Origin of the sequence: Paracoccus sp. SY (assembly GCF_002901215.1) — a bacterium.
Lineage (GTDB): Bacteria > Pseudomonadota > Alphaproteobacteria > Rhodobacterales > Rhodobacteraceae > Paracoccus > Paracoccus acridae.
Window position 1 is genome coordinate 26323 of the sequence record NZ_NWMQ01000030.1, and the last position, 12942, is coordinate 39264.

General features: G+C 67.3%; 10 protein-coding genes. 6 read left to right on the plus strand and 4 right to left on the minus strand.

Annotated features, from left to right (window positions below; all coding sequences use genetic code 11):
* Positions 1–42 precede the first annotated feature (42 nt).
* The 4 genes from CK944_RS16820 to pedF are packed head-to-tail and all read right to left on the minus strand — an operon-like array spanning position 43 to position 4334.
* On the minus strand, positions 43–1911 hold the full coding sequence (locus CK944_RS16820) for a PQQ-dependent methanol/ethanol family dehydrogenase (protein ID WP_103174233.1): 1869 nt from the start codon (positions 1909–1911) through the stop codon (positions 43–45).
* A 40-nt stretch (positions 1912–1951) separates the two neighbouring features.
* Positions 1952–2893 (minus strand): quinoprotein relay system zinc metallohydrolase 1, encoded by a 942-nt coding sequence (locus tag CK944_RS16825; RefSeq protein ID WP_239986121.1) that lies wholly within the window; start codon positions 2891–2893, stop codon positions 1952–1954.
* Positions 2890–3648: a quinoprotein dehydrogenase-associated SoxYZ-like carrier gene (locus CK944_RS16830; protein ID WP_192877770.1), complete on the minus strand. Its 759-nt coding sequence runs from the start codon at positions 3646–3648 to the stop codon at positions 2890–2892. The genes CK944_RS16825 and CK944_RS16830 overlap by 4 nt, the downstream gene beginning before the upstream one ends.
* Positions 3649–3662: 14 nt before the next feature.
* Positions 3663–4334, minus strand: coding sequence for a cytochrome c-550 PedF (pedF, locus tag CK944_RS16835; protein ID WP_103174246.1), 672 nt, complete (start codon positions 4332–4334; stop codon positions 3663–3665).
* A 144-nt stretch (positions 4335–4478) separates the two neighbouring features.
* On the opposite strand from pedF, the gene CK944_RS16840 reads away from it, so the two are divergent.
* From CK944_RS16840 to CK944_RS16865, 6 genes are all read left to right on the plus strand, one after another.
* On the plus strand, positions 4479–5057 hold the full coding sequence (locus tag CK944_RS16840) for a rhodanese-like domain-containing protein (RefSeq protein WP_103174234.1): 579 nt from the start codon (positions 4479–4481) through the stop codon (positions 5055–5057).
* Between the two features lie 24 nt (positions 5058–5081).
* Complete coding sequence (locus CK944_RS16845; RefSeq protein WP_103174235.1) at positions 5082–5750, plus strand: response regulator transcription factor; 669 nt, start codon at positions 5082–5084, stop codon at positions 5748–5750.
* A 40-nt stretch (positions 5751–5790) separates the two neighbouring features.
* The gene (locus CK944_RS16850) at positions 5791–6972 is read left to right on the plus strand and encodes an FIST N-terminal domain-containing protein (protein ID WP_103174236.1); all 1182 of its coding nucleotides are present in this window, start codon (positions 5791–5793) and stop codon (positions 6970–6972) included.
* Complete coding sequence (locus CK944_RS16855) at positions 6969–9173, plus strand: PAS-domain containing protein (protein WP_103174237.1); 2205 nt, start codon at positions 6969–6971, stop codon at positions 9171–9173. The genes CK944_RS16850 and CK944_RS16855 overlap by 4 nt, the downstream gene beginning before the upstream one ends.
* An 87-nt stretch (positions 9174–9260) precedes the next feature.
* On the plus strand, positions 9261–10343 hold the full coding sequence (locus CK944_RS16860; protein ID WP_103174238.1) for a catalase family protein: 1083 nt from the start codon (positions 9261–9263) through the stop codon (positions 10341–10343).
* On the plus strand, positions 10340–12598 hold the full coding sequence (locus CK944_RS16865; protein ID WP_103174239.1) for an FdhF/YdeP family oxidoreductase: 2259 nt from the start codon (positions 10340–10342) through the stop codon (positions 12596–12598). Before CK944_RS16860 ends, CK944_RS16865 begins: the two co-directional genes overlap by 4 nt.
* Positions 12599–12942: the final 344 nt, after the last annotated feature.

Below are 12942 nucleotides of genomic sequence, written 5' to 3' on the forward strand. Positions count from 1 at the left end.
CTCCCACGGGAAAGGGGCGGGGGCAAACCCCCGCCCGCGTGATCACTGGGCCGAGGCCAGCAGTTCGTTCGGGATCTCGAAGACCCAGAACGACCCACCCTGGCTGACCTGCGTCGTCAGTTGCGCCATGTCCCCGCCCCACAGCGGCACAGCCCCGCCATAGCCCGAGGCGATGCCCAGGTACTGCTTGCCGTCCATTTCCCAGGTGATCGGGCTGCTGACGATCCCCGACCCGGTCTGGAACTTCCACAACTCCTCGCCGGTCTGGGCGTTGAAGGCCTTGACGTAACCGTCCGAGGTGCCGGTGAAGACCAGGTTGCCCCCGGTCGCCAGCGTGCCCGCCCACAGCGGGAATTCCTCCTTGTGTTCCCAGACCTTCTCGCCGGTGGCGGGGTCGAAGGCGCGCAGGGTGCCGATCTGGTCGTCATACAGCCGCTTGATGCGGAAGCCCTGGCCCAGATAAGCCGCGCCCGCCTGGTAGGTCACGTTTTCCGTCCAGTAATCCTCGGTCCAGTTGTTCGCGGGGACATAGAACAGGCCAGTGTCCTTGGAATAGGCCATCGGGTTCCAGTTCTTGCCGCCCAGGAACGGCGGCGTGACCTGGATGGTGGCGCCTTTCGTCTCGCCTTCCTCGGGCAGGGGCGGACGCTGGCCCTCGACCTCGATCGGGCGGCCGGTTTCCAGGTCGATGCCCTTGGCCCAGGTGATCTGGTCCACGAAGGGGAAGGCGTTCAGCAGCGCGGTGGGCTTGTTGATCTCGGTGCCGCGCTCGGCCAGCTTGTCGGTGTCGGTCACATAGAAGAAGCCGTTGCGGTCGGCATGCGCCCCCGCGCGGTGGGTGTTGCCGTCCTTGTCGGTATAGTCGAACAGGATGATCTCGTTGTTGCCGGAAAAGTCCCAGGCGTCGTTCGGGGTGTGCTGATAGAAGCCCACCACCTCGCCATTGGTCGGGTTCACATAGGCCTGGCCCGAGGTATAGAGGCTGTCATAGTCCTTGAAGTTGCCGTCCTGCGAGCGCGCCCAGGTATTCCACGGGGCCGGGTTGCCTGTGCCCACGACGATGGTGTTGGTTGCCACGTCGAAGGCCGCCGACTGCCAGGGGGCGCCGCCGCCGTGGCTCCATGCCTCGACCTTCGACCCGTCGGGATTGACCGGCCAGCTTGGCGCGTCGGGGTTGCCGGTGGGGGTGCTTTCGGCCCCCGCCAGCGTGCCCTTGTGCCCTTCGACGAAGGGGCGCATCCACAATTCCTCGCCCGTGTCGGGGTCGCGGGCGTAAAGGCGGCCGATGACGCCGAATTCGTCGCCCGAGCTTCCGTGGATCAGCATCACCTTGCCGGATTCCGCGTCCTTGATGATGGTGGGTGCGCCGGTCAGGGTATAGCCGACCTTGTGGTCTGCGAATTTCTCGCGCCATTCGACCTTGCCGGTTTCCTTGTTCAGCGCATAGACGCTGGCGTCCAGGGCGCCGAAGAACACCTTGTCGCCATAGATCGCCGCGCCCCGGTTGATGACGTCGCAGCAGGGGCGGATGTCGTCGGGCAGCCGGGCCTCGAACTTCCATTTCCGTTCGCCGGTCTTGGCGTCAAGCGCCCACATGCGGCTGTAGCTGCCGGTGATATAGATCGTGCCGTCATGGACGATGGCCTGGGTTTCCTGGCCGCGCTGCTTTTCGTCCCCGAAGGAAAAGGCCCAGGCCGGGCGCAGGTGCCGGACGGTTTCGGTGTTGATCTGGTTCAGGCTGGAATACCGCTGGGCGTTGTTGCCCATGCCGTACATCAGCACGTCGCTGGTCGTTTCGTGGTCGTTCAGGATGTCTTCCCAGGTGACATCCTTGGCCATGGCGGCCGACAGGCCCCCCGCGACCAGCAGCGCAAGGGCGCTGACGGACGGGATGGTGAAAGATTTGCGCATTCTCTCCTCCTTGATGGCAAACTTCGTTTCTGGTCGTCTGTCAGACGCTGCCGCCGATGACGGGCAGGGCGCTGATTTCGTGCGCGCGCCATTGCTGGACGGTGGCGCGGCGGTATTCGGCGGGGTTGGCGGCAAGCGCCGCGAAGGCGGGCATGGGTCCTGCGGCAAGCGCCTCGATCGGGGTCAGGCCCAGGTTGGCGGCGGCGTCCATGCGGGCGGCGAAGGCGTCAAGATAGGCCAGCGTCTGCGCGACCGCGCGGCTGTCGCGGTGAAAAGGGCCGTGGCCGGGGATGGTGCCCGTGACGGGCAGCCCGCCAAGCCTGGACAGGGCTGCGCGCCACGCCGCAATGTCGGCGTCGGGAAAGCTGGGCACACGGTCCAGGAACAGCAGGTCGCCGGCGATCAGCGTGCCGGTGGGGCCGTCGATCAGCGCCAGATCGGCGGGGGTGTGCCCCGACAGCGCCATGACGGACAGCCCGCGCCCGCCAAGCGTCAGGTCTCCTTCGACGGCTACCGTGGGGGGCAGGGGCGCGGTGCCCTGCATCCACGACCCGAGGATCCGGTACAGCCCATCCGACAGCGCCTGCGCCCCGGCCTTCTGCGCTGCGATGCAACCGGGCAGCGCATGGATCGGACGATCCGCAAAGGCCCCGTTGCCGAACCAGTGATCCGGGTGGTGGTGGGTGTTCAGCGCCGCGACGACCCCGCCAAGCCTTTGGTCCGCGAAGGCCCGCAGCGCGGCGCCGTGCCGCAGGGTGCCGCCGGTCTCCACGACGATGGCGCCTTGCGGCGTTTCCAGCATCGCCACATTGCAGATCGCCCCGCCATTGCCGCGCGCGATGCTGTCCTGCGCCCCTTCGAACAGCCAGACGCCATCCGCCACCTGCCGGGGGTCCAGCCGGTATTCCGGCGCGGCCATTGCGGCGACCGGCAGCAGCGCCGCTGCCGCGCCCAGCAGGGTCTGGCGGCGGGTCAGGGTCACGGCGCCACCTTTCCCGAAAAGCGGAAGCCGCTGGTATCCCGCGCCGTGATGCCGACCGGGCCTTGCGCCAGGTCGCGGGGCAGCAGGAAGGTCAGGACCGGGTTTTCCTCCAAGGGCTCGTGGATCTCCAGCCGGGCGATCTCGCCCCCTTGCGCGTCCGTCAGGGTCAGGTCGGTCAGGTGATGGGCGGGGATGCCGTCGGCCAGGCCCGTGTCCATCGGGTGACGGATACCGACCCGCAGCCGACCGGTATCCGGCCACAGCCGGGCGCGCATTTCCCCGAAGCCGTCCTGCCAGTCGGGGCGGGCATGGGTTGCGGCGGGCGCGGAACAGCCGCCGCCCATGGCGTCGATGAAGGCGCCGCCCATGATCCATTCCGCCCCTGTCCGCGCGGAGGCCCGGATCGGGCCTGCGATCTCGTATTTCACGCCGAAGCCCAGCAAGGGCAGGGTGCGGCCGGGATGAAAGACCAAGGCCAGCGGAAAGGGGCTATAGTCGATGGTGACGACCATGCGGTCCACGGGGCCAAGCCCGGTCGCATCCGCCAGGATCGGGACATGGCGCGCATCCTCGGCATTCGCGGGGGCCAGCAGGCGCAGGCCGGGATCGCTGCGCCAGGCATCGGGCGCGCCCAGCAGGTCCGCGCGGTGCAGGTCCCACATGCCGCGGTCCAGATCGGGTGGGGTCAGGCCGCCGCCCAGGGCGGCAAGCCCCGCGCCGCCCCCCGGCAGCCTGTGGGACAGGATCGCCGTCACCGCCCTGCGCCCTGTCAGTTCCGCACGGCGGCGGACAGGGTTTCGATGGCCGCCTTGATATGGGGCGGGTTCGACGACAACTGCCAGGCCGCCTCGTCGAAGGGCGTCACGGCGCGGGGGGCGCCCGACAGCGTCTCGAACCCTTCGCCCGCGGCGGAGAGTTCGGGGGCAAGCGCCGTGGCGGTGGCGGGATCGTCCGCGACGGCGGCCAGCTTGTCGCGCAGTTCGGTCAACTTTTCCTTCTGCTCGGCGATTGCCGTCTCGTCCGCGCGGGTTTCCACATAGGTACGGATGGCCCAGATCGCCTGCTGGTTCAGGATCCCCTCGAAGGGGGGCATCTTCACGGCGCCGTTCTGTTCATAGCCGTGCAGGATCCGGTCCAGATACCATTCGTCGCCGAACGCGTTGGCCTCGAGATAGCGCAGGTCCGGCGCCAGCCCGCCCGAGATCGCGCCAAGCCCGTGGCAGCGCGCGCAGTTGCTGTTGAAGCCCTTGGCGCCCACCTCGACCGCCTTGAACAGGACGGCGGGATCGGCCTCGCGCCAGGGGTTCTCGGAGGCCATGTCCTGCGGCAGTTCGGGCAGGCCGGTGGTGTCCACCGATTGCGGCGCGGTGTCCCCATGGCCAAGCGCCGCCGCCGCCCCCAGGATGATGCCGAAGCCGGCCCAGATCGTTGCCTTGCGCATTGCGTTGTCCCCCATCTCCGTCGTTCGGCACAGGATCGGGGCAGGGGGCGGTTCCGGGCAATTCTCCAATGGTCCATCCGGCAGGGGGGGTCTTACGCCGAAGGTCGAATTGGTGGGGGCGGGGTGTTGTGAAAGGCTGGGCGCATGAGCCTGCCGCGCCTGATCCCCGCCGCGCTGATCGCGCTGATGCCACCCGCCGCCGGGGCCGAACAGGTGTTCGACGCCGCGACCGGGCTGCGCATCGCGGCCTATCGCGCGCCGGTTCCCGACAGCGTGCCGGGGGGCCGCGTCGTGGATGCCCGGACGGTCGCGGACATGGCCGCCGGGGGCGCGATCCTGATCGACGCGATGGCCACGCCCGGACATTCCATCACCCCCGACGGCACTTGGATCATTGCCGCGCCGCACCAGACGATCCCTGGCGCCCATTGGCTGCCCGAGATCGGGCGCGGCAATCCCGACCCGCGCATAGCCGACGGGTTGCGCAAGTCGCTGGAGGGATGCGCCGACCGCCCCGTGGTCCTGTTCTGCAAGACAGACTGCTGGATGATCTGGAATGCCGTCCAGCATGTCGCGGCCCTGGGACAACGGGACATCGGCTGGTATCCGGGCGGCGTGGACGACTGGGCCGATGCGGGGCGCGCGCTGCAGCCGGTGGACCCCTTGCCCATCGGCGCCAGCCTGTGCGGCATGGACGCCAGCCCCCGACAAGCCCTAGACTGACCGAAACCGCGAAGGGCATCCGCCATGACCCAGACCCACCGCCCCATCGCCTCGGTCCTGATCGTCGAGGATCATCCGCTGTTCTCGGACGCGCTGTCGATCACGCTCCAGATCGTGGGCGGCATCAGCAGCGTGCGCACCACCAGTTCCATCGCGGACTGCCTGCGCCAGCTGGCCGTGGGGCCGCAGCCCGACGCGGTGTTCCTGGACCTGAACCTGCCCGATGCCGACGGGTTGGACGGTCTTCTGAAGGTGCGCAAGGCTGCGCCGCAGGCGGCGCTTCTGATCGTGTCGTCGCTGACCAGCCCGGCCATCGTGAATGCCGCCATCGAATTCGGGGCCTCCGGCTATGTCCCCAAGCACAGCCAGCGGCAGGTGTTCCAGGAGGCCCTGGCCCGGATCGGCCGGGGGGAAATCTATCTGCCGGATGGTTTCGTAGCCTCGGATCCCGGCGCCAAGCCGATGGCCCTGACGCGGGACCGGCTGGAAAGCCTGACCGCGCAGCAGTCGAAGATCCTGTCACTGATATCGGAAGGCAAGCTGAACAAGCAGATCGCGCATGACCTGGACATCGCGGAATCGACCGTCAAGGCGCATGTCACCGTGATCATGCGCAAGCTGGGCGTGCAGAACCGCACCCAGGCCGTCCTGGCCGCGCAGGCCGCGCGGTTTGACAGCCTTGCGGCGCGGTGACATCCTGCCTGCCTGAGGGGCGCGAACAGGCGATGGCAGGATGGACGGAGGGGATCCGACGGCGGCGCTGACGGGAACGGACAGGGGCGCAGGCGCCAGGGGGCGCGTTCTGCGGCGTGGCCAGGTCCCGGCGGGTGATCCGGCGGCGATGCTGCACCTGGCGGCCGATCTGGGGCCGGGTCTTGCGCTTGTGCTGGTCTTCGCCTCGGCCAGGGCGGATTTCGCGGCAACCATGGCTGCGGCCGAAGCGGCCTTTGGCGACACCCCGGTGCTGGGCTGCACCACGGCGGGAGAGATCGCGGGCGGCTATGTCGAGGATCGGATCGTCGCCGTGGGCTTTCCCGCGCGCGATTTCGCCGTCGAAACCATCGCCATCGAGGATCTGGACCGGATCGAGCCTGCCGTCCTGATCGACCGGATGATCCGCGCCCGCCAGCGGCTTGGCGCGCAGCATCCGGGTTTCGCCCATGAGTTCGCCTATCTGATGGTCGATGGCAGCACCCTGCGGGAAGATGCGCTGATGGCCGTCCTGGGCCACGGACTTGGCCCCGTGCCGCTGTTCGGCGGATCGGCGGGCGACGGCACGCGGTTCGGGCAAGGCTATGTGGCCCAGGGCGCGCAGGTGCGCACGAACGCGGCTTTCCTGACCTTCATCCGCACCCGCTGCCCGGTCAGGGTTTTCAGCTTCGACCATCTGGACGCGGGCACGGGCCAGATGGTCGTGACCGGCGCCGATCCCGCGCAGCGTCGGGTCCATGAAATCAACGCGGCCCCCGCCGCTACGGAATATGCGCGCCTGCTGGGCAAGCCCGCCGGGCAACTGGATCCCTTCACCTTCGCCGCGCATCCGCTGGTCGTGCGTGTCGGCGGCCGTTACCACGTCCGGTCCATCCAGCGGGTCGAGAACGGCACCGATCTGGTGTTTTTCAGCGCCATCGACGAGGGCGTCGTGCTGACGCTGGCGACGCCGCGCGACATCGCCCGGTCGCTGGAAGCCAGCCTTGCGGGGCTTGGGGCAGGGGGACCGCCCGACAGCATCCTGGCCTGCGACTGCATCCTGCGCCGGATCGAGGCGCAGCAGAAGCAGCAGTTGCGCGCCGTGTCCGAGGTTCTGGCCCGCCACAACGTCACCGGCTTTTCGACCTATGGCGAACAGTTCGGCGCCATGCATGTGAACCTGACCATGACCGGGGTGGCGATCTATGCCCCCGAGGGTGAATGATGGACAACCTTGTCGATCCCGCCGAACCCCCCGATGTGCAGATCGCGCGCCTGAAGAAGATCAGCCAGGTGCTGATGCGCCGCGTCGAAACCCAGACCGACCGCGACGGCGCCGCCTATTCCCAGTTCGAACGCGCCGTGGTGCTGGAAGACCAGGTCCGCCGCAGGACCGAGGAACTGGAACGTGCCCTGGGCCTGCTGAACGAATCGAACGCCCGCCTGTCCGCCGCCAATGTCGAGATCGAGGCCGCGCGCCGGGATCTGGCAAGCGCCATCGAGGCGGTTCAGGAAGGCTTCGCCCTGTTCGGCGTCGATGACGTGCTGCTGCTGTTCAACGGCCGCTTCTGCTGGCAGATGCCCGATGTGCGGGCCAGGCTGCATCCGGGCATGACCTTCGCGGACTATATCCAGGTGGTCAGCCGTTCGGCGATGCTGCGCCTGCCTGCGGGCCAGACGCCCGAGGACTGGGCCGAGACCCGGATGCGGCGGCACCGGCGCGATCATGTGATCTTCAATCTGGCGCTGACGGACAACCGCTGGATGCAGGTATCGGAACACCGGACGGCGAATTCCGGCACCGCCATCGTGCAGACCGACGTGTCGGATCTGATGCGCGCCGAACGCGAACAGCGCGAGCGCCTGCTGGACAACCAGGGCCGGATCATCCGGGCGACGCTGGATCACCTGGCCCAAGGCGTGGCGATCTTCGATGCCGAAGGCCTGCTGGCGGGCTGGAACCGCCGGTTCCGCGTCCTGACCGGGCTGCCGCCGCAGACCTTCACCCTGGGCACCCGGTTCCAGCGCGTGACCGACCAGATCCAGCAATCCTTCCGGCTGGCCGACAGCCAGTCCGCCGCCCGGATCGCCGCCTGGATGCAGGACCGGGCCGGGCGGGGGGCGTTATCCTTTGAGCTGACCCAAAAGGACGGCGCGATGACGCTGGACGGGTTCGCGCAGCGTCTGCCCGATGACGGCTTCGTGCTGTCCCTGACCGATGTCACCGCCGAACGCGACGCCCTGCGCCGCCTGGCCCGCGCGAACGAGGAGCTTGAGGCCCGCGTCGCGGCGCGCACCGACGAATTGCGCGATGCCTTGGCACGGGCGGAACGGTCCAATGCCTCCAAGTCGCGCTTCGTCGCGGCGGCCAGCCATGACCTGCTGCAACCCCTTTCGGCCGCCAAGCTCTATCTCTCCGCGGCCGATGCCGCCGGCACGAACAGCAGCGTGCAGAAGGCGGGCGAGGCGCTGACCAATGTCGAGCGCATCATCGAGGCGCTTTTGGACATATCCCGCCTGGAAACCGAGGAAGAACAGCTTTCCCAGGGCGATCTGGCGCTGAACGACATCCTGTCGTCGCTGGCATCAAGCTTTGCCCCGGCGGCGGCCGCCAAGGGGCTGCGGTTCCGCGTTCGTCCGACCGGCGCGCATGTGGTCAGCGACGGGCTTTATCTGCAGCGGATCGTGCAGAACCTGATCTCCAACGCTATCCGCTATACCGACCGGGGCGGGGTCTTCGTGGGCGCGCGCAAGCGCGGCGACAGCATCCGCATCGAGGTCTGGGACAGCGGCCCCGGCATCCGGTCCGAGGATCGGGACGTGATCTTCCAGGAATTCCGCCGGTTGCATCGCCGCGCCTCGGCCAGCGAGGGGATGGGGCTGGGCCTGGCCATCGTGGAGCGCGCCTGCGCCCGGCTGGGGCATGGGCTGGACCTTCTGTCCCGCCCCGGCCGGGGCAGCGTCTTTCGCGTGACCGTGCCCCTGACCGCCACGCGGCCGTGCCGCAGCGAGGACAGCGGCGATCCCCGCCGCCTGCCCTCGCTGGCGGGGACGGGGCTTCTGGTGCTGCTGGTGGACAACGACCACGAATTGCGCCGCGCCATGGTGGCGCTGCTGGAAGGCTGGGGCATCACCGTCCTGGATGCCGACGGCCTCGAAGACGCCATCGCCCTGATCGACGAAATGGACTTCGTCCCCGATGCGATGCTGATCGACTATCAGTTGAACGACGACGTGGACGGGCTGGATCTGGTGGCGATGCTGCGCAAGCGGTTCGGCTGGCGCCCGGCGCGCATCATCTCGGCCGATCGTTCGCCTGTGTTGCGCGAACGCTGCGCGCGGATGGGCCTGTTCCCGATGTCCAAGCCCCTGGATACCGAGGCGCTGTATCATTTCCTGGCAAACGTGAATCCCGCGATTGCCTGACTTGTGATCCCCGCAGGGTGGCATGGACCGGAACGCTTGGCCTGCCGGGCGGTTGTGGCTTTGCACGCCAGCCGCAAAGGGCAGATCATGCAGCCAGCCGTCCGATACTCTCCTGACGTCGAAACCGTCACGCTTGACGAGCCGCAGGTGATCCGCGCCCTGTCCGACACCCTGCGCGACATCCTGGAAACCACCTCCAGGGATTACGGTCATGCCGTCCGCGCGGTCCATGCCAAAAGCCACGGCATCCTGCGCGGCGAACTGGAGGTTCTGGCGGACCTGCCCGCCGAACTGGCCCAAGGCATCTTCGCCAAGGCAGGACGATATGGTGCGATCATCCGCATCTCGACCAATCCCGGCGATCTGCTGCACGATTCCATCTCGGTCCCGCGCGGGCTGTCGCTGAAGGTTATCGGGGTCGGGGGCGAACGCCTGGACGGGGCCGAGGGGCAAAACCAGGATTTCATCTTCGTCAACGGCCCCGCCTTTCCCGCGCCCGATCCGGCGGCCTTCCTGAAGAACCTCAAGCTGCTGGCCAAGACCACCGACCGCGCCGAATGGGCCAAGCGCGGGCTGTCGGCGGTGCTGCGCGGCGCGGAAAAGGCGCTGGAAACGGTGGGGGGCGAAAGTGCGACCCTGCAGACCCTGGGCGGTGCGCCGAACGTGCATCCGCTGGGGGAAACCTATTACACGCAGACGGCTTTCCGGTTCGGCGACCATATCGCCAAGCTGTCGCTTGAACCCGCCTCCGACAGCCTGACACGACATGCCGGACGGATCATCGACACCAGGGGCCGCCCCGACGCGATCCGCGAAACGGTGGCCGCGGACATGCAGGCGGGTGACGCAGTCTGGAACCTGCGCGCGCAGCTTTGCCGCGACCTGGACCGGATGCCGGTCGAGGATCCGTCGGTCCTGTGGGACGAAAGCCTGTCCCCCTTCGTCACGGTGGCGCGCCTGCATGTCCTGGCCCAGACCGGCTGGACCGAGGATTCAGCCGAACTGGTCGATGAACACATGCGCTTTTCCGTCTGGACCGGCGTCCAGGCGCATCGCCCGCTGGGCGCCATCAACCGCGCCCGGCGCGAGCCTTACCGGATGTCGGCCGATTTCCGGTCCGCATTCAACGGCTGCCCTATCCACGAACCCGCCCGACAGGATAAGACATGACCCAGGAACGCGATCAGGATCCGACCACGCCTTATTACGACCGGCCGACTGGGGGATGGGGGTCGCTGAAAAGCGTGCTGAAACATGCCGCGAAAGATCGGATCGGACTGGGCACCCTGGACACGCTGCGCCGCCAGAACAAGCCGGGCGGGCACATGTGCACCTCCTGCGCCTGGGCCAAGCCGCCGTCCCCCCGCCTGGCCGAGTTCTGCGAGAACGGCGCCAAGGCCACCATCTGGGACCTGACCCGCAGCCGCTGCGGCCCCGACTTCTTCGCCCGCCATACCCTGACCGAACTGCGGACCTGGTGCGACCACGATCTCGAGGCGGCGGGCCGGCTGACCCATCCGATGCGCTATGACCCGGCGTCCGATCGCTATGTTCGCACGACCTGGGGGCAGGCCTTCACGGCGATCGGCCAGGCGCTGAGGGATCTGGACCCGAAATCCACCGTCTTCTATGCCTCGGGGCGCGCCAGCCTGGAAACCTCCTATCTGTATCAGCTTTTCGCGCGGCTTTACGGGCATAACAACCTGCCCGACAGTTCCAACATGTGCCACGAGACGACCAGTGTCGCGCTGAAGCGGACCATCGGCGCGCCGGTCGGCACCTGTGTCCTGGACGATTTCGACCATTGCGACCTGATGCTGTTCTTCGGCCAGAACACCGGGTCGAACAGCCCGCGCTTCCTGCACCCCATCCAGCAGGCGGTCAGGCGCGGCTGCAAGATCGTCACCTTCAACCCTGTGCGGGAACGCGGCCTGGTGGAGTTCATGAACCCGCAAAGCCCGACCGAGATGCTGTCGGGCCGAGGGACGCCGGTCTCGGACATCTATCTGCAACTGCGTCCCGGCGGCGACATCGCGGCCATTGCGGGCATCTGCAAGCACCTGTTCGACAAGGGCGCCCTGGACCGCGACTTCATCGCCAAGCATTGCCACGGTTTCGATGCCTTCGAGGCCTGGATCCGCGCCCAGACCTGGGACGGGATCGAGGCGACCTCGGGCCTACCCCGGCAGGATCTGATCGAGGTGGCAGAGCTTTACGCCAAGGCGAAACGGGTGATCGGCGTCTATGGCATGGGTCTGACCCAGCACGTCCATGGCGGCGACAGCGTGGGGATGCTGGTGAACCTGCTGCTGATGGGCGGCAATATCGGGCGCGAGGGGACCGGCATCTGCCCGGTGCGCGGCCATTCGAACGTCCAGGGCCAGCGGACGGTGGGCATCGCGGAAAAGCCCGAACTGGTGCCCCTGGACAAGCTGGCCGACCTGTTCGGCTTCGATCCCCCGCGCGACACCGGCATGACGACGGTCGAGGCGGTCGAGGGCATGATCGACGGCACTGTCCGGGGGTTCATCAGCCTGGGTGGTAATTTCGGCCGGGCGATTCCGGACCTGGCACGGGCCGAGCCTGCCTGGGCGGGGCTGGATCTGAACGTGCAGATCGCCACCCGCCTGAACCGCACGCATGTCCTGGCCGGGCCTGGCGCCTGGTTGCTGCCCTGCCTGGTGCGGGCCGAACGCGACAAGCAGAAATCCGGGCCGCAGATGGTCACGATGGAAGACAGTCTCAGCCATATCCATGGATCCATGGGCAGGCGTCCGCCGGCATCGCGGTATCTTCTGTCGGAACCCGCCATTATTGCTGGCATCGCCAAGGCGACGCTGCCGCCAAATCCACAGGTCAAATGGGATGACTGGGTCGCGGATTACGGCCGCATCCGCGACCTGATCGAGGCGACCTATCCCGACCAGTTCGCCGATTTCAACGCCCGCATGACCCAGCCCGGCGGCTTCTACCGTGGCAATTCGGCGCGCGAACGGGACTGGGAGACCGAAAGCGGCAAGGCGGAACTGACCATTCCCGCCGGCCTGTCCGCGCTTGGCGGCGATCCCGCGCCCGATGCCTTCACCCTGGTCACGCTGCGGTCGAACGATCAGTTCAACACCACCGTCTATGGCTTTTCGGACCGGTTGCGGGGGTTGTCGGGGGACCGGATGATCGTCCTGATCTCTCGGGAGGACATGGCTCGGGCGGGGCTGGCGGATGGTCAGCGCATTGCCCTGGTTTCGGCAGCGGATGACGGCATCCCCCGGCGGGTCGAGGGGCTGAGCGTCGTTTCCTATGACCTGCCGCGCGGCTGCATCGCCGCCTATTACCCCGAGACGAACCCCCTGGTGCCGCTGTCCCTTTATGACCAGGCATCCAAGACCCCGGCCTACAAGAGCGCCCCGGTGCGGATCGAGACCTGAACACCCGATCAACGATCGGAAGCGGTCGATTAAAGGAATCCGCGAGGTCCTTTTCGGCCCATCACAGCCGTGGCCGGAACATGGGCTGCTTCTATCGATTGAAGGTCGTTTTCGACCTGTTCGGCAGTATGGACCTCATTCCAAAAAACTCCAAGATTGTCATTTATGTCATTGAGCTAAAAATTATAAGCAAGTTCGGAGAGACTTCGTGCATTGCTGTCCTTCGGAACACGATTTACCTTAGGTTAAGCATGTTCCAAGAAAGCCTCTCCTCGGCTCTTAGAAACTGTGCTTAGGTTGCTATGCAGACGGTCACTGCGCTTTCCTTTTTACTGACACCTGGT

What these genes read in the sequence shown, in the direction of transcription:
- CK944_RS16820 (WP_103174233.1), bottom strand. Translation starts at nt 1,911, where the DNA reads ATGCGCAAATCTTTCACCATCCCGTCCGTCAGCGCCCTTGCGCTGCTG.
- pedF (WP_103174246.1), bottom strand. Translation starts at nt 4,334, where the DNA reads ATGCGCAAGGCAACGATCTGGGCCGGCTTCGGCATCATCCTGGGGGCG.
- CK944_RS16840 (WP_103174234.1), top strand. Translation starts at nt 4,479, where the DNA reads ATGAGCCTGCCGCGCCTGATCCCCGCCGCGCTGATCGCGCTGATGCCA.
- CK944_RS16845 (WP_103174235.1), top strand. Translation starts at nt 5,082, where the DNA reads ATGACCCAGACCCACCGCCCCATCGCCTCGGTCCTGATCGTCGAGGAT.
- CK944_RS16850 (WP_103174236.1), top strand. Translation starts at nt 5,791, where the DNA reads ATGGACGGAGGGGATCCGACGGCGGCGCTGACGGGAACGGACAGGGGC.
- CK944_RS16855 (WP_103174237.1), top strand. Translation starts at nt 6,969, where the DNA reads ATGATGGACAACCTTGTCGATCCCGCCGAACCCCCCGATGTGCAGATC.
- CK944_RS16860 (WP_103174238.1), top strand. Translation starts at nt 9,261, where the DNA reads ATGCAGCCAGCCGTCCGATACTCTCCTGACGTCGAAACCGTCACGCTT.
- CK944_RS16865 (WP_103174239.1), top strand. Translation starts at nt 10,340, where the DNA reads ATGACCCAGGAACGCGATCAGGATCCGACCACGCCTTATTACGACCGG.